Genomic DNA, 22,952 nt, shown 5'->3' with positions numbered 1-22,952 from the left:
TCCTCAAACAGTCAGAATAGAATGTCGGAAACGGAATACAACACAATGAGACCGAGGCATGTAGATTTGAAAAGTTCGTTCAAACTACATTCTTAGTAGTGCTGACGACGACCAGATGAGACCTAAAATCATATCGTCATGAAAAGCCTTTACTCGCTTCCCTGCAAACGGCGCGTATGGCTTCTAGCTCTGACATTGGTTCATGTAATGGCCTTTGGACAGATTGGTTGGATTTACGACCCATCTTCCGGTACCATACTTGATCCGAATTCAGACGGGTGGATTTCCGCTTCGGGTGGTGCCATTGATACCTCTGTGGTTATCGATGAATCGTTCGATTTTGAGTACCCAATGATTCCGATGTTTCACCTCACCGCAGAGCCTCCTGCAGATTTGCAAGGGGGTAACGATTGCGGTAAGTCTGAAATTGTAGACAACCCTGGTTATCCTATGAGTGCCGGATATTGGTATCTCGGAGATCCAGATGCAATGCCAGGCAACGGCGATGAATTTTTGATGTATCGGATTCGAATTGCTCGGAATGTTACAGGGGCCTACGGATTCAGTTTCCTTATTGATACCGATAACAAAATGGGTTTTACAGGCGCAGGGGCCGACCCAAATGCAGTTGCAGGAAACCCAGGTTTTGAACTTGAAGTTATTTATGGCACAAATGCCGGGGGCTTGGTTTCTATCATGGATGTTGATGGTACTACAACCGGAACAACACTTTCTTCTTACCCAGGCGCGTCGCACTCTCAACGAAGTCATGCCGGGTACACGAACTGTCCTCTTTCTGACCCAATATTTATAGACTTCTACATTCCCTACGACAGTTTAGGGGTGAGTCCTACAGATTCCATTCGAATGATTTTTGCAACGGCCACCTCGCCTAACTCGGCGCTAGGTGGTTCTGCTTCGGATATCGGTGGTGTCAATGATAACCTATTCAGCGATGGAGACAGCATCTTCATTGCTATTACCGACAGCACTCCTTCGTTCACCTTTGGTGGGTGTGGTTGGGCAATCGCTCAACAAGGCGCTCAGGTTTCTTGTCACGGCGATACCGACGGCTGGGCGTGGGTTGACGTTTGGGGAGGTTCGCCACCCGTCACCTACTTATGGTCTACCGGTGCAACAAGCGACACGGTTTACAACCTTGGCGCTGGGACGTATGAAATTTACGTAACCAGCGGCGGCGGTTGTACGGATACCGTTCAAGTAACGGTCACCGAACCCGACTCCTTAGTCGCCAACGTCGATATAATAGACAGTATTCAATGTTTTGGTGACTTAAACGGGACACTCGGTGGGTTCGTCACCGGAGGAACTCCACCTTATACTACGTCGTGGTCAAACGGCGCATTGCAAGACACACTCTCAAACATTGGCGCGGGAACGTATACCTATTATGTTACAGACGCCAACGGGTGTACAGACTCTATAGTCGTAAACTTGACTCAACCGAGTTCACCAATAGCTGTTGCGATTCAGAATCAGAATGAAATTTTGTGCTTTGGCGACAGTATTGGATCACTAGACATTTTGATAACGGGTGGAACGCCGCCATACTCGGTGTTATGGGATGACGGTAATACAGATAGTCTCCGTAACAACCTTGTAGCTGGTACGTATTCCGTAGTTGTTACAGACGCGAACGGGTGTACCGATTCGTTGACAACAACCTTAACTCAACCGGCTCAGCCTGTTGGGGGACTCACTATTCTTGAAGCACCTATTTCCTGCTTTGGTGGGGCAGACGGTGTGGGCGTTGTGGTAGCAACCGGAGGAAGATCACCCTACACTTACTTGTGGAGCAATGGTGAAACCAACGATACTGCAACTGGCTTGACCGCTGGAAGCCATACGGTTATCGTAACCGACAGTGTTGGTTGTACGGATACACTTGCGCTTGTGATGACTCAACCAGACAGTGCACTTACCCTCAGCATAGCTATGGATGCGCCCGTTTCGTGCTTCGGTGGAAATGATGGGGTAGCTTCTGTTGCTGTTTCAGGCGGAACACTTCCATATTCTTATGTGTGGAATACAGGTGATACAACAAGCTCAATCACTGGACCTGCCGGTTCGTATTCTGTTGTAGTTACGGATAGCCGTGGCTGTTCAGATAGTGCAACCATCAACATTACGCAACCAACCGCTTCGTTGACAGTTGCCATTACGGATTCCACAGATGTGCTTTGCTTTGGCGATGCTGATGGAAGTGCAACTGCAAACGCTACCGGCGGAACTCCTCCATATGACTATGAATGGAGCAATGGGGTAATTGATACCGCAATCACGGGTGTAAGTGGAGGAACATATACCGTGGTGGTAACCGACGCCAACGGTTGTCAGGATTCTGCAACCGTAACAATTGCGGAGCCGAGCGCAGAGTTGGTGGCTACGGCTAGTATTCTTCAAACCATCCTCTGCTTTGGCGATTCAAATGGATCTGGATATGTTGGTATCACTGGAGGCACATCTCCTTATACAATCTCTTGGTCTAACGGCGCTTCAACAGACACCATTTCTGGGTTAACCGCTGGAACCTACACTGCCACAATCACTGACGCCAATGGTTGTCAGGATACTGCAGTATTCACATTGACCGAGCCAACCGCCCTTAATGTTTCTGGTGTTGTTGATGCCAATGTGCTTTGCTTTGGAGACAGCACGGGCGAAGCAACCATCACCGTAACAGGGGGGACGACTCCTTATACGTATGCATGGACGTCTGGTCAAGCTACTGCTAATCCAACCAACCTATCGGCTGGTACACACACAGTTGTGGTAACCGACGCTAATGGTTGCCAGGATTCGGTGAGCTTAACAATCACACAGCCTGCTTCAGCTTTGATTGCTGGAACCTCAAGCACCGTTGGTGTTACTTGTCGAGGTGATGTGAATGGATCAGCGAATGCAACAGCTTCAGGCGGCACGCCGCCGTACACCTATTCTTGGAGCAACGGCATGACGGGTCCGAATATCACGGGTCTTGCTGGTGGTAATTACATTCTCACCGTGACCGATGCCAACGGATGTACAGATACATCGCTGGTGAACATTTTCGAGCCAGCTTTCGAACTACTTGTAGGTGCGGCAGATGGAACAACAATCACGTGTAACGGCGCCAGCGATGGAACCGCGTACGCTTCTGCTTCTGGTGGTGTTCCACCATACACTTATGCGTGGAGCAATGGAATGACGGGTGATACTATCACCGGCATTTCCGCTGGTAGCTACATAGTTACGGTAACTGACAGTATGGGCTGTACCGATACAAATACAGTAGTGGTTACAGAGCCAGATTCACTTTTGTTGAATGTCACCGGAAGCATGATTACATGTTTCGGTCTTTCTGATGGATCTGCTAGTTCTGCTCCTTCTGGGGGAGAAGCGCCATACTCGTATTTGTGGAATACAGGGGCAACGACTTCATCTATTAACATGTTATCCCCTGGTACTTATTGGGTAACCGTAACAGACAACCGCGGTTGTGTTCAAACGGATTCCATCGAAATCACTACGCCTTCTATGCCGCTTGCGGCCATTATCACAAAAACGGACGTCAACTGTTTTGGTGGAGCTGATGGTACTGCTACTGCGAACGGATCAGGAGGGGTTTCTCCGTATACATACTTGTGGAGCGACGGTCAGACTGGGCAGACTGCTTCAGGCTTAATTCCTGGAAACTATCATGTTATAATGACCGATGCCAATGGTTGTCAAGATTCAGCTTTTGTGACCATAGCGCAGCCGGCAAGTGCACTTTCTTCAACATCTACCTTGATTACTGCGCCTACGTGTGGCGTGTCTAATGGATCAGGATACATCACAGTGTCTGGTGGCACTCCTCCGTACTCGTTTGTGTGGGGAGACGGTACTACGAATGACACAATCTCTGGTCTAGGTGGAGGATTGATCGCTGTTACGATTACAGATTCGAATGGCTGTATTTTGATGGACACGTTGGATGTTCCACCTCCAGCAGCTGACCTAGATGTGACGGCTGCGGTTATTGGAACCATCTCTTGTTATAATGGAGCCGATGGAATTCTCTATGGAACCGCCACTGGGGGGACTGCCCCGTATACCATTTCGTGGAGCACAGGATATACTGGCGACACCCTTACAGGGGTTTCCGCTGGAACTTACACGGTATTTGTGGTCGATTCAAACGGCTGTACAAGCTCAAGCTCGGTAGTCGTTGGTGAGCCAGATTCTATCGCAACATCAACAACTGTTGTGGCAAATGTTAGCTGCTTTGGTGGCGCAGATGGTTCTGCAACAGCTGCAGGATCTGGAGGAACTCCTCCATTTACATACCTATGGGCTAATGGCCAAACTACGGCAACTGCAACAGGCTTGTCGGCCGGAAATCATACAGTTACAGTAACTGATGCTAACGGTTGCTCTGTTCTAGATTCAGTTACAATCACACAGCCTGCTACTGCGGTAGACGTGAGCGCTACGATGGACAATCCAGTTTCATGTTTTGGAGGTTCCGATGGTCAGGCTACAGCTATTGGCTCTGGAGGAACTGCACCGTATACATACCTCTGGGCAAATGGTCAGACCTCCTCTACTGCAACGGGCTTGAGTGCAGGTTCGCACCTCGTTACTGTAACGGACAGCCTTGGTTGTACCGACACTGTTACGGTTGTGATAACCGAACCGGCTTCTGCTGTTAGCGTGAGTATTTCTCAGGTTTGGGCCGTTTCCTGCGTTGGCGATGCCGATGGCTGGGCAGCGGTAAATGGAAACGGTGGTACTTCGCCGTACACGTTTGCATGGAGTAATGGTCAAACTGGAGACTCTGCAACAGGCTTGGCTGCAGGAACATATACTGTAGTTATAACCGACGCCAATGGATGTCAGGATTCTATCGATGTAACCGTAACAGAACCGGCAACTCCGCTTTCTGCAACGGCTATTGATGCGCTGACTATTACGTGTTTCGGAAGTTCGGATGGGACGGCTTACGCCACCGCATCTGGCGGATGGGCTCCGTATACCTACAGTTGGAGCACGGGTTCATCGAACGACACTATTACCGGTTTAGCCGTTGGAACATATACCGTTACAATCACCGATAGCTTGGGATGTCAGACCACAGCGGATGTGACGCTGACTCAACCTACTCAAGTTTCGGCTACAACAGCTGGGATCTCAAGTGTTTCTTGCCTTGGGGGATCTGATGGTTCCGCATATGCGACGGGCTCTGGCGGCACACCGCCGTACACTTATAGCTGGTCGAATGGCGAGTTGAACGATACCGCGATAGCACTTGCCGCTGGAACACACACGGTTACAGTAACCGATGCGAATGCTTGTGTTACTACGGCTACTATTACCATAACAGAACCGGCGACGGCTGTTTCTGCATCGGCGACTGTTCTGTCGCAAGTGTTGTGCTTGGGCGACTCAAGCGCTTCAGCTCGAGCTTCCGCTACAGGTGGCACTTCCCCTTACACCTATTTGTGGGGTAATGGACAAACCACCAGAACGGCAACAGGACTTTGGGCAGGATCACACACCGTTGTTGTGACAGATGCCAATGGATGCGTAGATAGTGCCACAGTTACGATCACACAACCTGCAAGTGCAGTTAATGCATCCGCAAGTATGACCGCTCCTGTTTCTTGTTTCGGAGGAAATGATGGAACTGCTTCGGCATCGGCAACGGGTGGAACTCCACCTTATACATTCACGTGGAGTAACGGTGTGACCGGCGCGAATACGACGACCTTGAGTTCTCAATGGTACGTGGTTACAGCAACCGACGCGAACGGTTGTACAGATACCGCTAGAGTCTTTATTACCCAACCTACTGCGCCGGTTACGGCGGGAGGAACGGTCGTAGCAAACGTTACTTGTTTTGGTGGTTCTGATGGTATTGCTTGGGCCAATGCTACGGGTGGTACAGCGCCATATACCTATGCGTGGAGTGATGGTCAAACAGGCGATACAGCAACCGGGCTAGTAGCTGGAAATTACGCTGTGCTTGTTACAGACTCAATGGGTTGTCAGGATCTTGTTTCTGTCGTTATTACTGAGCCTGCCACAGATATCATGGCCGCAGCTACCGCGTATGCTACAACGAGTTGTTACGGTGGTGCTGACGGGGCCGCCTATGTAACGGTAACCAATGGTGTTGCTCCATTTACCTACCAATGGAGTGATGGCCAAACCACAGATACAGCAACTGGTCTTGCTGCTGGAAATCATACTGTTGTGGTAACCGACGCACTTGGTTGCGAGGCTACTACGAACGTGAATATTCAATCGCCACCTCAGGATATCATTCTCACACCGACAGTGATTAACAATGTGAGCTGCCTAGGTGGTGCTGATGGTAGTGCAAATGTATTTGCGCAAGGCGGCACTTCACCGTACACCTATTTGTGGTCTGATGGTCAAACTACAGCCACAGCAAATAATCTGGCTGCCGGAACTCACTCCGTCATTGTAACTGATGCCCAAGGTTGTATGGATACTGCCCAAGTGACCATTACTGAACCATCAAGTTCTGTAGATGCTTCGGCAAGTGTGCTCTTCCCAGTGAACTGTTTCGGCGGATCTGATGGATACGCTACAGCAACAGCTACTGGAGGTACACCACCATATAGCTATTCTTGGAGCAACGGCCAGGCGGGGATCACTGCCACTGGCCTTGATACCGGACTTTATATCGTTACTGTAACCGATGCGAATGGTTGTACAGACACGGCTCACGTGACAATGACACAGCCTGATTCTTCAGTGACCGTTTCAATTGATGTGCTCAACAACGTTCGTTGTTTGGGAGGGTCTGACGGATCTGCACTTGCCAGTGCTACAGGTGGTACTCCGCCGTATAGCTTCGATTGGGATCACGGAACATCTGTTGCCTTGGCTTCTGGTCTTCCGGCGGGAACATACACGGTGACGGTAACCGATGACAATGGTTGTCAGGATAGCCTTTCTGTGGTAATCACTCAACCCTCTTCTGTGTTAAGTCTTACCGCTGTTGAGTTTAGTGCTGTCAATTGTTTTGGAGGCACTGATGGCGTTGCGGTCGCAACCGCTACCGGCGGTGATGCACCTTACACCTATGCATGGAGTAACGGCGCGTCTGGTGATACAGCTACTGGTCTTGCTGCGGGGAGTTATACGGTAATGGTTACCGATAGTAACGGATGCCAAGTAACAGTTGGAGTAACTATCACCCAGCCTGCAAGCGCATTGAGCGCTTCGGCAACGGTCACTTCTAATGTTCTTTGTTTTGGAACCAATACGGGATCTGGTACGGCGAGCGCAACCGGTGGAACGGCTCCATACACATACGCATGGAGTGATGGCCAATCCACGGCAATAGCTACAGGCCTTGCTGCGGGAACGTACACCGTCACTGTAACAGATGCAAATGGATGTTCGGATACTTCAAGCATAGTCATTACACAGCCTTCGAGTTCCGTTGGAGTTCTCGCATCTGTAATCAGCGATGTGAATTGCTTTGGTGGAAACGACGGTCAGGCTTCCGTTGCATACTCTGGAGGCACTTCTCCTTATGTGGTGAATTGGAGCAACGGTGCGGCTACAGATACCATTAGCGGCCTAACGGCTGGAATGTACACCGTAACCATCACGGATGCGAACGGTTGTACGCGACAGGATACAGTAGTGATAACCGAACCAGCATCGGCATTAAGTGCAAGTGCTGTTGTGCAATCAAATGTGGATTGCTTCGGTTCAGCAACTGGATCGGCCCAAGCGAGTGCTACGGGCGGAACAGCACCATACACCTACAGCTGGAGTAATGGAGCAACTGCGGCTAGCGCTACTGGCTTGATTGCTGGAACCTACACTGTGACGGTAACGGATGCAAATGGATGTACAGATACTTCTAGTGTAATCATCACTCAACCAGCATCTGCTCTTGCGGTGAGCTTATTGAGTAGCCAGAATGTGGATTGCTTTGGCAACGCAACTGGATCGGCAGAAATTACGATTGTAGGTGGCACGGCTCCATATACCATTGCCTGGAGCAATGGGGTTAACACAGCATTGAATGCTAACATCACAGCAGGAACGTACAGTGTTACTGTGACCGATGCAAACGGTTGTACAGATACCCTCTCGATTACCATTACACAACCGGCAGCTGCGCTTTCAAGTACAAGCGTCGTGCTAAGCAATGTAAGCTGCTTCGGAGGAAACGATGGCCGGGCATTCATTACTTATACTGGCGGCACAGCTCCATATGCTGTGAGCTGGTCGAACGGTGCCACAACCGATACTATTGGCAACTTGACTGCGGGCACGTACACCGTCACCATTACGGATGCGAATGGATGTACTACAAATGAATCGGTGACAATCACAGAGCCATCTAGTGCTATCAGCGCAAGTGCTGTTGTTGTATCCAACGTAGACTGCTTTGGAAACTCAACCGGTTCGGCTCAGGCAAGCGCGACTGGGGGCGTTGCTCCGTATGCGTACAGTTGGAGCAATGGAGCTACTTCTGCGAACATTTCTGGTTTGATTGTTGGAACGTATTCCGTAACGATAACGGATGCCAACGGATGTACAGATACGGCCAGTGTGACAATCACGCAGCCATCAGCCGCACTTGCGGTTACCCTTTTGAACAGTGCTGATGTAGATTGCTTTGGCAATACAACTGGTTCAGCTGAAATTGACATTACCGGCGGCACAGCTCCGTATTCCATTTCTTGGAGTAATGGGGCAACTACAGCCATCATTGCTAACCTTGCCGCTGGCTCTTACACGGCAACAGTTACAGATGCGAATGGATGTACGGCTACTACTACGGTTGTCATTACTCAGCCAGCTTCGGCATTGACAAGCACGAGTTCCGTGATTTCAAATGTGAACTGCTTTGGCGGAAACAATGGTGAAGCCTATGTATCAGTTACCGGAGGTACGGCGCCATACTCGGTGAGTTGGAGCAACGGTTCAGGAAATGATACCCTTTCAAATGTAGTTGCAGGTACTTATACCGCAACAATTACAGATGCAAACGGATGTTCAACTACGGAGTCGGTTACCATTACTCAGCCGGCTAGTGCAATCGGAATATCGGCTTCAATCAACAATCATGTAAGCTGCTTTGGTGGGTCAAATGGGTCTGCCACAGCAAGCGCAAGCGGCGGCACTGCTCCGTATACCTATAGCTGGAGCAACGGAACTACAGGCGCCAGCTTGAACAATGTTGCAGCGGGTACTTACACGGTTACTGTAACAGATATTAACGGATGTTCTACAAACACGAACGTTGTTATCACCGAGCCGGCCACTGCAGTCGCCGTGGCAATCTTGAGCTCAAGCAATGTAACTTGTAATGGAGCGGCCAACGGCACCGCCTCTGCAGGCGCATCTGGTGGCACAGGTCCGTATACCTATAGCTGGAGCAATGGCGCTTCAACCGCTACCATCAACAATGTGGCTGGGGGTACGTACACCGTAACGGTTACGGATGCCAATGGCTGTACAGCAAATGCGTCAGTCACCATCACAGAACCGGCGGTAGCCTTGAGCAGCGCGGTGACTATTCTCAGTCACGTTGACTGTTTTGGCGGCGCAACGGGTGAAGCATATGTCACATACTCTGGAGGCACGGCCCCGTACACAGTTACCTGGGTTACCGGACAAACAACGGATACTATTTCAAACCTTCCTGCTGGATCGTACTCGGTTACCATTGTTGATGCAAACGGATGTATGACCTCTCAAACCGTTGTGATTACACAACCGGCTAGTGGCTTGTCTGTTTCAGCAACAGTAAACTCTAATGTGAACTGCTTTGGAGGAACCGATGGTTCGGCAACAGCAAATGTTACAGGCGGAACGTCACCTTATACGTATAGCTGGAGCAATGGAGCAACAACGGCCAACATGAGCAATGTAACCGCAGGTAGCTATACAGTTACCGTTACGGATGCCAACGGTTGTATCGCAAGCACGTCTGTCAACATTACACAGCCTGCAACGCCACTGAGTGCAAGCGCAGGTGTACTTAGCCATGTCAATTGCTTTGGCACTGCTACAGGATCGGCCAGTGTTTCTGCGTCAGGCGGCACAGGACCATACACATACAGTTGGAGCAACGGGGCAAGCACCTCTGTGATCAACAACGTAGTTGCCGGCACTTACACAGTTACGGTAACCGATGCCAACGGTTGTACTGACCAATCGCAGGTTGTGATTACTCAGCCTTCATCGGGAATGACCGTGGCCGCAGCGAGCACGGTAGACGTATCTTGTAATGGAGGAAACGATGGGGCGGTTCAGACAACTGTTTCAGGTGGCACAACACCATATTCGTATAGCTGGAGCAACGGAGCTACAACGCAGAACCTCGCGAACCTAACAGCGGGTACATACACTTTAACCGTAACTGACGCAAGCGGGTGTACAGCAACGCTATCGGTAAGTATTGCGGAGCCTACACCGATCAATATTGCGAAAACGGGTCGTGGCAACGTGATGTGTAACGGTGGGATGGATGGCTTTGCCAGCATTTCGGTTTCAGGTGGAGTTGGACCTTACAATGTTTCTTGGAATAGTGGCGCAACTGGTAACTCGATTAACAATCTTGTTGCAGGACAATACATTGCTACCGTAACAGATGCGAATGGATGTTCAGATACGGTTGTATTCGACATCACGGAGCCTGCATCGTCATTGAGCGCAAGCGTAGGATTCATTCAGAATGTATCGTGTTACGATGGAAATGATGGTCAAGCTTTCGTCGCCATTTCGGGCGGTACGGCTCCATACAGCATCTCTTGGTCGAATGGCTCTTCTAATGACACCATTGCTAACTTGAGTGCCGGATCATACGTTGCACTCGTAACCGACGCCAATGGGTGTGTAGATAGCACAAGTGTGATTATCTCTCAACCACAGTCTGATATTTCTGCGAACCTCAACGTCCTTCAACATGTGATGTGTAAAGGCGACGCGGCAGGGATCATCAGTTCGCAAGTAACAGGTGGAACACCGCCTTATCAACTTTCATGGAGCAACGGCTCTGCGTCAGACACCATTCAAGGACTATTTGCTGGACTTTATACGCTTACCGTAACAGACGCCAACGGTTGTGTGGGAACTTTTGACGCAACGGTGCTAGAGCCAAATGCCGGACTCAACGCAGCAGCAGGAATGTTGAACCCAGTGCGTTGTTATGGTGAAGCCGATGGTGTTGCCAGAGTACAGATTTCGGGTGGTGCCGCACCGTACACCGTTGTGTGGTTCGACGGGTCAACCGCCGATACGATCTTCAATCTACCCGTAGGCCGATATGGCGTAGAAATCTACGATGCCAACGGTTGTTATAAGACGGATAGTGTGGACATTATTGGTCCGAATGAAGACCTCGGCGTAAACGCAAACGTGGTGATGGTGAACTGCGGCGGAACGAACTCGGGTGAAATCGACGTAACACCATTTGGTGGAACTCCACCGTACAGCGTGAGCTGGAACCACGGCCAATCTGGTCAGCATATTACCAGTCTGCCAGTAGGAGTTTATCCTTACACGGTGGTTGATGGCAACGGATGTATTATTCAAGATACCATCGAGGTTGTAGAAAATGATCCGATAGAAACAGACATCTACGTGGAGTTTGCAACTTGTCCGAACTCTGCCGATGGATATGTAGAGCTCAACAGTCAGGGTGGAACACCGCCGTACTACTACTATTTCGACGGTGAACCATTTACGGGTATTGCGAGTGACATCACTCCGGGCTCACACGAAGTGACCATTTCAGATGCCTTGGGTTGCGATAGCACATTCTACATCTACATGGGTGTCGATCAGGAAGGTGATTACCTCCACATTCCAAATGCGTTTACACCGAATGAAGATAGAATCAACGAGAAGTACGCCATCTTCGGTAGCGAATGTATCGGCCCTTCAAGGTTCCAAATCTTTGACCGCTGGGGGAACCTAGTGTTCAGCTCGCACGATCCGTTTAATGAATTCTGGAACGGACGCAGAGACGATGGATCGCTTTGTAAAGAGGACGTCTACGTATGGGAATTTGTGTCGGATAACGTCGAGAAACGAGGACACGTAGTGGTCATCCACTAGAGCCCGTAAGTAAGGCTGAGGTAATAGCTTCGAGGGCGAATAGGCCCGTAGAAGTAGCTAGCATCTCTTTCCCAGCCAATCTCGACGTCGGATTGATACATATCGAGAACATTATACACGCCTGCCTCCAATGTGAGGTGGGCGTTTTTTATTTCCCACGTGCGCTGCACCGATAAATTTCCATCGACGAACCAAGGGGTCTCAACCAGTATGCCCAATCGTTCGTTTGGAGTGACCATTGACCCAGTTACGGTGGTGGACATGTCCACTCTCCATCGCTCATTGGGTATATAAGCCACAATAGCATATCCATAGTTCTGAGGTGCTCTTAGGATGCGATTGGACGCCCACCCCTCATACCACTCTCTCGCTTCGGCATATGTCGCCATTTGGAGTGTCCAGCCTAGTTGAAGTGTCCAGTTGGTTTGAGCCCATTCGGTTTCAATATTTGCCCCAGCTACCGTAGCGCCATTTGGATCATTCACCTTGGTGTCCAAAATGGCTATGGTATCCCCATTGTCTACTATAGCTCCCGTGAATGGTTGATTCACGAACGGATTCATCAAGTCCGTGTAGAATCCATCAATACTGATTCTTCCTTCCCATCTGTTGAGGTGGTAATCCCATTCCACACCCAAGTTGTAACTGATGGACCTTTCCACATCGAGATTGGGGTCGAGTTGAACGATTCTAGCCGCCCCACCCAAAGTAGAAATGTGCAGGTCTTCGTCAAACGCCTGAGGTGCACGGAAGCCTGTTGCCACACTACCACGTACACGCATGTGAGAAGACACCTTATACAGTAGACTGAAGCGCGGGTTAATTGCATCGTACGAGTCGGTGCCTACGTATGCCGGCTCACCTGCGAACGCATTCACGCTTTGAATGGTAGGACGGTCATATCGGGCACCTACTTGGGATGTCCATTTATCGTTGATTTTCCATTGCCACTGGGCATAAACCGCCGGTGTGGATACCGCTTGATCTATATTTCGGTTGTACCCCGGCATGATATCGTTTACGTGGTTGTATTGATAATCGATTCCCGCCAGAAGCGTATGGTGCTCGTTTAAGCCCCACCCATAAAAGGCTCCGGCATTGACGATTTGATCTCGCGTATCTCCATAGTAGAGTAGCGCGCGTTCACGTTCCGCAGGATCCGGACTATTTCCGCCCGCTCCGTAGTAGCTATCGCGTTGGGTGAAGTTGGCCGCCCCATATACCGTCAAGTAACTCAAACCATCGCTGCTAATCCATTCATATTGACCGTTAAATCCACCAACACGGTGAATGAGTTGCTCCGCAATATCCGCCTCGTGGGGTTCGTAGTCGAATCGGTTGCCGCCACGGCGAAATTCATAAAGACCCCGACCTTCGATTTGGTAGCGCTCACGTGAGTTGGGGCGGTACCAATAACGACCTCCTACAGAAGCAGAACGCAGTTTCGTGATTTCGGAGAAGTCGTCTTTAGTTTCAGCTATGCCATCGCCGTTACGGTCGTACAAATCATCGGGGTTGGCATTGAACGGCTCTCGACTGCGCAGGGATGTCCAAACCTGTACGCCTGACTTTTCTGTAACCCAAGACGAGTGACCTTGAACAATATAATCTGGGGCAACGCCGCCATTCAAGGTGGTTTGGGCTTTCACTTCCCATTCGTCAGCCAAAGGTTCGCGAGTGATCAGGTTGATTGTCCCGGCAATCGCATTCGCTCCATACATGCTCGAGCCGCCTCCACGCACAACCTCTACGCGCTCAATCATCGAGGAGGGGAGTTGCTCCAAACCGTATACTCCAGAAAGTGCAGAGAATATAGGTCGACCATCAATCAGAACCTGTGTGTATGGCCCATCCAAACCGTTTAATCTCACCTGTGAGAATCCACAGTTTTGGCAATTGTATTCCATGCGTAAACCTGGACGAAAGTTGAGTCCCTCAGCTACACTGATACTCTGAGTTGCCTGTAAAAGCTCTCGGTTCATCACTTGTACAGCGATGGGTGATTCTCTTCGATCGAGGTGTTTGCGTGTTGTAGTTACGACCACCTGGTCAAGAAATTGACGCGTGTTTTGCGCTTCGGCTTCGATGGTGATATCGTCGCCGGGTTTCAAGTAAATGGAAACAGGGTGAATGCCAAACGCTTTTACATGGAGGGTGTCGGCTTGTTGAAGCATGAGCGTGGCTTCGCCCTCTACATTGGTGGCGGCCTTTGCTTCTCCGCACGTGAGTTCGACACCCGGAAGGGGTTGATTGTCGAGCACAACGGTAACCTTAGTGGCGACTTGTGCGTGCGCTAACGAGCTGAATAATAGAATGAACAGCAGTAGTCCAACGTTTCTCATGCCGCAAAGATAGTTCAATTTTTAGATTAGTCTAAAAATATATTTCGACATCAATAATTATATATCTTTGTCGCTCGAAACATGGAGACAACCTACACAGAAGAGAACTACCTAAAGGCCATATGGAGCCTTTCGACGAAGTCGGGAAAGGGAGTGAGCACGAATAAGATTGCCGAGCGCTTGGAGACGAAAGCTTCGAGCGTAACGGATATGATTCGCCGACTTTCGGAGAAGGGATTGGTGGATTATATCAAGTACCAGGGTGTGAAGCTGAGTGATGAAGGTCGCGAAGTAGCCGTAAGAGTGATCCGCAAACACCGTTTGTGGGAATCGTTCTTGGTAGACAAGCTTGGATTCAATTGGGATGAGGTTCACGATTTGGCGGAGCAGTTGGAGCACATACGATCGACTGAGTTGACCGATCGGTTGGATTCCTTTTTGGGCAACCCAAAGTTCGACCCTCATGGCGACCCAATACCATCTAGAGACGGATCCTTTCCGGAACGTGAGCGCAGGTTGCTCCAGAGCTTTGGTCCGGGTGATGAGATCATCGTGACCGGGGTAAGTGACTCGTCCGTCGCATTTCTACAGTTTTTAAACAGAATGAAGTTAGAGCTCGGCACGCATCTGCGCGTGGTGGAGCATATAGATTTTGATCAGAGCATGTTGGTACAGCGAGAGGATGGGAATGAACAACTTCTCCCTCAAGGTGTAGTTTCACAGCTGCTTGTTACAGAAAAACTCAACTAATATGGAGGCAATACAAGATTGGTTTTTGAGTCAGTCGGGCGTAATTCAAGCCTTACTTGCCACAACGTTTACATGGGTGCTAACCGCCTTGGGTGCGGCTACGGTGTTCTTCTTTAAAACGGCGAGCAGGAAGTGGCTCGATGGCATGCTCGGATTCACCGGTGGCGTTATGATTGCTGCCAGCTTTTGGAGCTTGCTAGCCCCGGCGATTGAAATGAGTGAAGACCGCGGAGATTCACCTTGGTTGGCACCAGCTATAGGTTTTGGTGTTGGGGCGCTATTCTTGTTTGCGCTAGACCGATTTGTTCCTCACTTGCATATCAATTTTAAAAAGGAAGAAAGCGAAGGGCCACAGACCAACTGGCATAGAACGACGCTGCTCGTGTTGGCTATCACGCTACACAATATTCCTGAAGGATTGGCCGTAGGTGTTGCCTTTGGCGCTGCGGCTGCGGGCGTTCCGGGTGCGGAGATTGGTGCTGCAATCGCTTTGGCCATTGGTATTGGCTTGCAAAACTTTCCAGAGGGCATTGCCGTTTCGATGCCGTTAAAACGTCAAGGGGTGTCCAACCGCAAGAGCTTTTGGTACGGTCAGCTTTCGGCCATTGTAGAGCCTGTTGCAGGTGTAGTGGGCGCGTTGGCTGTATTCTATATGGAGCCTATTTTGCCATACGCGCTGGCATTCGCTGCAGGTGCGATGATCTTCGTGGTTATTGAGGAAGTCGTTCCAGAAAGTCAGCGGGACAAGTACACCGACATATCCACCCTAGGCTTTATTGGTGGCTTCTTGGTGATGATGATATTGGATGTTTCGCTAGGCTGATAACCAGATAGGCGATTCGCCGATCGACTTTATCTTTTGCAGCTTCCTGAACACGAGATGTGTTAATCCAAAGTGCAGAATACCCGCTATTTCAAACCCTATGAGGTGGTACGGGAATGCGCCTTGTACAAAGGGGTTATCCACTAAAGGCGGCTCCATCACATACATGTAATTGGCACCGATAGTGTAATCGAGTATACCCACGGCCAACCACACAAAGTGCGTCCATCCCCAAACAATGAGGAAGGCATTTCTTGGTATTCCCCATTTGTGTTGAAAGAAGAAGTAAAGCGGCATTGCAATGATGGATGAATGCCAAAAAATGTAGGTGAAGAAAAGGACCCCTTGTCCGCCCAACGTCATTTCTGGAGTTAGGAATGAATGAAGGCCTCCGCTGATGCCCCAAAAAAGCACGAATAAATACGTCCACTTATTGCGTGTGATCAGTGTGAAGATGGTGAGCATCCCGCTTAACGAACAAAGTTGAAGTGGAAGGGCCCAAGTGGCATCCCAATTGCCCGTTCGAATGAGCACCACTTGCTCGAGTCCCCAGCTCAGGAAAAGCAGTAGGGCCCAGACTTTTTCAGCGCTGCGCATTCCCTTTCGGCCAAGGCGGGGGAGTAGGTACAAAACCGAAAGGCAAAGGATGAGTAAGATGCCCCAGCCTTGATACCAATCACCGGTTCCTATTTCTACGATGTGGTGGTCCAAGAAGGTTAGTTTAGGTTTCCTCCTAAAATACGACAAGAAAAAATTATTTCCATTCCAGCGCACCAAACTGCCGTTTCACTCGTAGTTATAAGTGAAAGGAAAGTGGATTATGAAATTTTTTTCGAGTCCCCCAACCCTTTTTACGGAGTGTGCGTCTATACAATTAGAAAGCGTCTCCGTGACCTTACAAAAAGAACAAAAATTAGGTTAGTTGTTCAGTAGGTGGATTGTTCGATGATCCGGAGATCTGTGTCGATTACGTACATTGGATCTCCGGATTTTCTTTTTTGAATGAAATGCAAATTAACAAGGATCTCATAGCAAGGTGCAGAAAGCACGAGAGAGCGGCCCAGTTTGAGCTGTACCGCGACTGTTATGGAATCTTGATGGGAGTTTGCCTTCGTTACGAAAAGAACAAAGAGAATGCAGAAGAGCTTCTCAATCTCGCCTTCTACAAGATTCTAACCAGATTAGATAAATACAGCGACGATACTCCATTCGAAGCGTGGATCCGAAGAATTACCATCAACACGGTAATTGATGAATTTCGCAAGAAGAACAGAGATCGTCACGCTTTCTTCGATCAACTAGAGGGGCATGTACCCGTATCGTCGATGGACTTCAATGAAGCAGACCGACAGTTTGATGCAGAAGAGTTGGAGATTATGATTCGTGAGTTGCCACCCGTTAGTCAGAAGGTTTTCAACCTGTATGTAGTTGACGGATACAACCACAAAGAAATCGGTGAGATGCTGGGCATCAGCGAAGGAACCTCAAAATGGCACCTAAGCACAGCTCGGAAAACGTTGAAAAAAAAGTTGAAAGGATTCGTCAGTAAAGTGGCGAGCATCATGTTATGACGGAGAAGGAATTAGAAATATTATTCCGGAAAAAATTCAACGAACGAACCGTTGAGTTTAATCCTGCGGCTTGGGAAGGCGCGGAGCGTCTTATCATAGCCGGCGAAAAGCGCCGCCGCCGTAGAGCCATCATTGGATGGTCTACCGCCGCGTCGGTTGCCGCTATTCTCGGATTTACAGCGTTCTCCGTTGTGAATTCGCCTTCCGATACCATCGCGCCAAACGCCATTGCATGGCCTTCACAATCGGAAACGACTATCCCTACAATCGAAAACGAAGCTGACAACGCAGAGCTCCCGCAAGCGGATCCTGCAGCTGTTGCTTTCGACGATTCAGAAATTGTTGAGCCTCAACCACGCTCTGGCTATAACGAACCACAGCCAGATGAGAATCTGGTGGCTCCTTCCACCAATGTTGCTTCAGCGAACAACACCTCGAATAACACGGCTAATAATTCAAGCTTCACGCAAACCGAAGTTTCGCAGACCACAACGCAAAGTGTCGCTGTATCTCAATCCCAAGTGGCTCAAGTATCCACTGTGCAGAATACATCAAACACAGAAGTTGCTTCCACTCTTGGAAACGAAAGCAACCTCGGCGTAGCAGAAACAACACCGGATCTGTCCGAGGACAATTCTGAAGAAGCAGTTACTACCAAAGAGGTTGTTGCTGCAAACACTTCTTCTGATGTGACAGAAACCGCTGATGAAGCCGGAGAAGAGGTGGCCATGGCAGCCGAAGACGACCAAAGCCCAATCGTTCAACGTCCGCGTCACCGCGTAATGCGCTGGTCGTTCGGACTTGAAGGTGGACTCAACATGAGTTCAATGAGCAATGGCAACTACAGTACCGTTCCTTCGTTCTACGGAGGTATTCCGGTGGAACTTGCTTTCGCCGAAAATTGGATGGTTCGCTCAGGTGTATTCTACAGCCACAGAGCTAGTTACGGACAAAGTAAAGCGGACGATTTCACATCGTACAGCTTCGGCAGAAGAACAGTGTCACGTGAATTCACAAGTAGCCGACTTGGATACATCGAATTGCCTATTACCGCAGTTTATGCACTTGGCGATCACGAAATTGAGTTTGGAGGGTATGCAGGCATACGCGTTTTGGAAGTTGGAACTACAACCTCAGTAGTTGAAAACGGACTCGAGCCCGCAACCGTAACCACATACAATGCGCTTACCACCGAATCTGGAAGTGCCCCAGTGGATGCAGGTCTCAGATTTGGATACGCCTACCGACTCACCGAACGCTGGAGAATTACAGCTTACGGAACAGTAGGATTGTTAGATGGATTCGACGGACCGAATTCGGGAATGAATAGACAGGTTCAACTCCGCGTAGGAACGCGTTATATGCTTGGACTATGAAAAAGATAGGATTACTCAGTATATCAATATTCGTCATTGCAGTAGGTTGCCGCAAGGACGCACCTTTACCTCCTATGGATGAAGTTCCTGTGTTCTATGCGAACGCTTTGGTAGATGGTGACGAAAAGAATTATGCCGCTGGTGTGGACGGGTACTACATGTACACGGATTACAACCAATCGTCTGGAGTGCCTCATTATGAAGGTAGGTTGATGAATTCTACCGGGGCGGATCGCTCAGGGTGGACAGTGCGATTCAGAGGTGATAACACGGGTTCGGCCACAGCTGTGGACAGTACACTACGTGTGGGCCAGATGAATCTGCAAGCCACGGTAGGAAGAACGGAAGATCAAGACGAAGTACTTATTTCCGTACTACCGACTTTCTCCAACGAGATTTACTCGAGCTTCATTTGGAGCTTCCAATTCGGTGCACACACAACGGACATTAACCCAGTATTTGAATGGGACACTACGCGCAGAACTACGCAGCCGTACACCACACTTACTACAGTTTATGCCTCTGCTTGTGAAGCGCATACAACACGTGTAATTGACACAAGATTTCCAGATGAGATCACCTATTTCATGATTGAATCGGTGACCGACACTCGTTACCGTGTATTCATTCCGAACAACGAGTACATGAAGCTCAATGAGGTAAACTGGAAGATCCGCGGAAATAGCGTGGGTAAAGGCCAAGAGAAGTTCATCAACATCAATGGTGTAGAAGACGTTCAAGTAGAAGCTAGCTTCCAGCACAACAGCGGAGCGGGTACGGGAATGATCCGAACACTCACACTAACTCCAGGTGGTCCAGATCCTTGTCAGGTCGACTTCAATTACAGTGTAGAACCAAACTTCACCGAAGATATTGAGCAGTTTCACACACTAGAGGTTGCCTACACTACAGAATCTGGAAGAGTATATTCTACCACCCTTCACGAAACACCAGGTGTGGTTGAAATTGAAGAAATCAACGATTACGAAAACGACCTAGACGGTCGTCCAACGAAGAAGGTCAGATTGACCGGCTCATTTCTCCTCAAGGACGCGAGCGGAGACGAAATGCGCATAGAAGATGCAGACTTCGTCATTGCCGTTGCTACGAAGGACCCATGACGGACTAGCGTAGCGCACATCAACTAAAACACGAGTCAACCACGCCCCCTTCAAGGCGTGGTTTTCTTTTTTCCGAGCAGGTTTCCGGTGAGTTGCCTAACTTTATAGTCAACAACCTACCTACCCATCTCATGAAACTCAAGTTCCTCTGGATTGCTCTTCTCGGCTTGTTTTCCTACACTTCATCAGCCCAGTACGGCATATCTGGCGCTTATTCTCCAACCTTTGAATCTTACGGAATAGGATTCGGGTATTACACATGGGATGCGCTCATGATGAACTACGAATTGGGTTTCAGCGATGAGTTCTTTTCCATGGGAATGGACCTTGGATTCCCTGTTTACACCTCCTGGGGCAATCACCACGGCTGGTACATCGGAGGAGGAGCAAGTATGCTCATCATGGACGATTTAGATAAAGAAACCGGCTATACGTATAGCGGTTCAATCACGTATCGCTACTATCGATTTTACCTCACCTACTCGTTCGGTGGGTATGAGTATGACGGAGAAGCCATCGGTGGGTATGATTACTTCCATAACGTGAGGCTTGCGATTGACCTCACCACGGAGATCACAGAGCGACGCGTCCGCAGAAATTAGGAATGTTCCTACAATATTGAATGTGTAGGAAACAGTGGTTGCGTAACTTAGACGTGAATTCACCTCTAGGCCACACCATTGAGAACCCGATTGCTTTCCAAGCTCATCGATGCTGGGGTAACTCCCCGTTCATCCGCACATATCACGCAAATCACAAGGATTGTCAACAGCTTGTCTGTCCTTGGAATTGGTGTCGCTTCCCTCGTCTTTGTCTATCTGTTTTTCTCTCTCGAAGAAACTCGAATACTAGCTTATATAGCGGTTGTTGTTGGGCTCATTTTGCCCTTACCCTTCATTCTGAATAGTCTCGGCTTTACAACTTCTTCCAGGGTAGTCTACCTGCTTTTCTCTTACCTCGTCTTAATCACACTTCCCGTACTCTTCGGAGTAGAATCGCATTTTCAGTATTACATCTTCCCCGGAATTGGAATGTCACTCATCTTCTTCAGCGGGGAACATCGGCCTGTTTTGAAGTGGACCTTATCCCTTATTTCCATTCCCATTTACATCGCGGTTGATTTTTGGATCAAGTCCCACGACGCGGTATTTCCACTACCAGAGGAGTATTTATCCTACGTTCAATTGGTGAACGATTTGCTGGTTATCGGAACCATCTTCTTCATGTTCTTCGTTTTCACCAGAGAAACGGAGACGAATATCGAAACGGTAAAGTCGCAAAAAAGAGAGCTCTCAGAAGCACTCGTTCAAGCCGAAGAAGCCACAAGGTCTAAGTCTGAATTCTTGGCGAACATGAGTCACGAGATTCGCACCCCGATGAATGGAATTATTGGCGCCACAGAACTCCTGGACGTAAGCACACTTGATGCCCAACAGAAGGATCTCGTGAAGATCATCGCAGGGTCCGGAAATATTCTGCTAGAGCTCATTAATGACATCTTAGATCTATCCAAAATTGAGGCCGGCAAGCTCGAAATCAATGAGCATGACTTTGTATTGCTAGACCTCATAGAAGACGTTGTAGAGCAGCAGCGATTCCTTGCTGCCGACAAAGATCTGGAGTTGATTTATTTGGTAGACGACTCCCTTCCAATGAGTCTGCATGGCGACTCTTTGAGGGTGTCCCAAATCCTTATCAATCTCATTGGGAACGCCGTGAAATTTACGGAGAAGGGTCAGGTATTTATCAACGTTCAGCACAAGCGTACCGATGAAGAGGGTCGCATTTGCATAGAGTTCTCGATTGAAGATTCTGGAATAGGAATTTCGCCTGAGAATCTCGAGCTGATCTTTGAAAGCTTCACCCAAGAAGATGGAAGCACAACGAGAAAGTTTGGTGGAACAGGTCTCGGCACAACCATCTCGCGCTTGTTAGTGGAGCTGATGGGTGGATCCATTCGAGCTCAGAGCCCAAACCCTCATGTTTCCGATCCTGATAACCCCGGGTCAATTTTCACTTTTCAAATTCCATTCAAAGGAGCCCTCGCTCAATACGAACGCGAAAAGTCGATTGACCTCCAGGGTTTAGATTGCCTGGTGATAGATGATAACAAGACCAATCTATTCGTCCTAAACTCACTTCTTTCCAGTTGGAATGCGAATGTGACCACGGTAAATTCTGGCCTTAGCGCACTTGAAGTCATAGAAGACTTGCGGCCTCGCTTGATTCTTCTCGACTATCAAATGCCCAAATTCAATGGAATGGATTTCTTGAAGGCACTCAAGCAACGCACGTATTCATTTGAATATGACACGATCTTGCTTTCATCGGACATCACCGTTTCCACTAAGGAGATAGAAGCCCAGGCGCTAGCGTTCGATTGCCTAATGAAACCTGTGAGACATAGATTGCTACGCAACACGATTCGTCGTGCACTGGAGCAGAGAAAGGAGAAGCAGATTCAGTTGGAAACCTCCAGCAATCCAGAGGTTGAGTATTCTGCAGCCAGAATTCTTATGGTTGAAGACAACACCATGAATCAAGCGATTGCTACGATGCTCTTCAAAAGCCTTGGGTATAAAATAGAAGTGGCTGTCAATGGGCAGGACGCCCTCGAGAAGGTTGATGCCGCTTCGTACGATCTCATCTTTATGGACATGCAAATGCCTGTATTAGACGGAATAGAAGCCACGGTAGAACTCCGAAAGCGAAATGTGAAAACCCCAATTATCGCCCTCACCGCCAATACGATGAAGGGGGATAAAGAGCACGCGTTAGATAATGGAATGGACGATTACCTGAGCAAACCGGTTCGGAAAGCCGAACTGCAAGCCACCCTTGAAAGATGGCTTGCGAAGGCTTAAACT

10 protein-coding genes are annotated in these 22,952 nt (G+C 49.1%); 8 read left to right on the top strand and 2 right to left on the bottom strand.

Going from position 1 to position 22,952, the window contains the following annotated elements; genetic code table 11:
• Positions 1 to 138 precede the first annotated feature (138 nt).
• Positions 139 to 12,102, top strand: coding sequence for a T9SS type B sorting domain-containing protein (locus F8C67_RS07605; protein WP_151667237.1), 11,964 nt, complete (start codon positions 139 to 141; stop codon positions 12,100 to 12,102).
• Here the strand turns inward: F8C67_RS07605 and F8C67_RS07600 are convergent.
• A complete protein-coding gene (locus F8C67_RS07600; protein ID WP_151667236.1) occupies positions 12,099 to 14,444 on the bottom strand; it encodes a TonB-dependent receptor plug domain-containing protein in 2,346 nt (781 codons plus the stop codon). The genes F8C67_RS07605 and F8C67_RS07600 overlap by 4 nt on opposite strands.
• 81 nt (positions 14,445 to 14,525) lie before the next feature.
• Here F8C67_RS07600 and F8C67_RS07595 point away from each other — a divergent pair, with 81 nt between their 5' ends.
• Both F8C67_RS07595 and F8C67_RS07590 read left to right on the top strand, forming a co-directional pair.
• The gene (locus tag F8C67_RS07595; RefSeq protein WP_151667235.1) at positions 14,526 to 15,194 is read left to right on the top strand and encodes a metal-dependent transcriptional regulator; all 669 of its coding nucleotides are present in this window, start codon (positions 14,526 to 14,528) and stop codon (positions 15,192 to 15,194) included.
• 1 nt (position 15,195) lies between these two features.
• Entirely contained in the window at positions 15,196 to 16,017 is an 822-nt protein-coding gene (locus F8C67_RS07590; protein ID WP_151667234.1) for a ZIP family metal transporter, read from the top strand.
• On the opposite strand, the gene F8C67_RS07585 is transcribed toward F8C67_RS07590, so the two are convergent.
• On the bottom strand, positions 16,009 to 16,728 hold the full coding sequence (locus F8C67_RS07585) for a YwaF family protein (RefSeq protein ID WP_170266398.1): 720 nt from the start codon (positions 16,726 to 16,728) through the stop codon (positions 16,009 to 16,011). The two genes, F8C67_RS07590 and F8C67_RS07585, sit on opposite strands and share 9 nt — an antisense overlap.
• Before the next feature lie 296 nt (positions 16,729 to 17,024).
• On the opposite strand from F8C67_RS07585, the gene F8C67_RS07580 reads away from it, so the two are divergent.
• The 5 genes from F8C67_RS07580 (at position 17,025) to F8C67_RS07560 (ending at position 22,949) form a co-directional block, all read left to right on the top strand.
• Positions 17,025 to 17,588, top strand: a complete 564-nt coding sequence (locus F8C67_RS07580; protein WP_151667232.1) for an RNA polymerase sigma factor — start codon at positions 17,025 to 17,027, stop codon at positions 17,586 to 17,588.
• Complete coding sequence (locus F8C67_RS07575) at positions 17,585 to 18,964, top strand: outer membrane beta-barrel protein (RefSeq protein ID WP_151667231.1); 1,380 nt, start codon at positions 17,585 to 17,587, stop codon at positions 18,962 to 18,964. The genes F8C67_RS07580 and F8C67_RS07575 overlap by 4 nt, the downstream gene beginning before the upstream one ends.
• Entirely contained in the window at positions 18,961 to 20,085 is a 1,125-nt protein-coding gene (locus F8C67_RS07570; RefSeq protein ID WP_151667230.1) for a hypothetical protein, read from the top strand. Before F8C67_RS07575 ends, F8C67_RS07570 begins: the two co-directional genes overlap by 4 nt.
• 131 nt (positions 20,086 to 20,216) lie before the next feature.
• The gene (locus F8C67_RS07565) at positions 20,217 to 20,687 is read left to right on the top strand and encodes a hypothetical protein (protein WP_151667229.1); all 471 of its coding nucleotides are present in this window, start codon (positions 20,217 to 20,219) and stop codon (positions 20,685 to 20,687) included.
• A 78-nt stretch (positions 20,688 to 20,765) separates the two neighbouring features.
• Positions 20,766 to 22,949: a response regulator gene (locus F8C67_RS07560; protein WP_151667228.1), complete on the top strand. Its 2,184-nt coding sequence runs from the start codon at positions 20,766 to 20,768 to the stop codon at positions 22,947 to 22,949.
• Positions 22,950 to 22,952: the final 3 nt, after the last annotated feature.

Source organism: Phaeocystidibacter luteus (genome assembly GCF_008933115.1).
GTDB classification, from domain to species: domain Bacteria; phylum Bacteroidota; class Bacteroidia; order Flavobacteriales; family Schleiferiaceae; genus Phaeocystidibacter; species Phaeocystidibacter luteus.
This window is presented reverse-complemented; position numbering and strand designations above follow the sequence as displayed.

What these genes read in the sequence shown, in the direction of transcription:
- F8C67_RS07605 (WP_151667237.1), top strand. Translation starts at nt 139, where the DNA reads ATGAAAAGCCTTTACTCGCTTCCCTGCAAACGGCGCGTATGGCTTCTA.
- F8C67_RS07600 (WP_151667236.1), bottom strand. Translation starts at nt 14,444, where the DNA reads ATGAGAAACGTTGGACTACTGCTGTTCATTCTATTATTCAGCTCGTTA.
- F8C67_RS07595 (WP_151667235.1), top strand. Translation starts at nt 14,526, where the DNA reads ATGGAGACAACCTACACAGAAGAGAACTACCTAAAGGCCATATGGAGC.
- F8C67_RS07590 (WP_151667234.1), top strand. Translation starts at nt 15,196, where the DNA reads ATGGAGGCAATACAAGATTGGTTTTTGAGTCAGTCGGGCGTAATTCAA.
- F8C67_RS07580 (WP_151667232.1), top strand. Translation starts at nt 17,025, where the DNA reads ATGCAAATTAACAAGGATCTCATAGCAAGGTGCAGAAAGCACGAGAGA.
- F8C67_RS07575 (WP_151667231.1), top strand. Translation starts at nt 17,585, where the DNA reads ATGACGGAGAAGGAATTAGAAATATTATTCCGGAAAAAATTCAACGAA.
- F8C67_RS07570 (WP_151667230.1), top strand. Translation starts at nt 18,961, where the DNA reads ATGAAAAAGATAGGATTACTCAGTATATCAATATTCGTCATTGCAGTA.
- F8C67_RS07565 (WP_151667229.1), top strand. Translation starts at nt 20,217, where the DNA reads ATGAAACTCAAGTTCCTCTGGATTGCTCTTCTCGGCTTGTTTTCCTAC.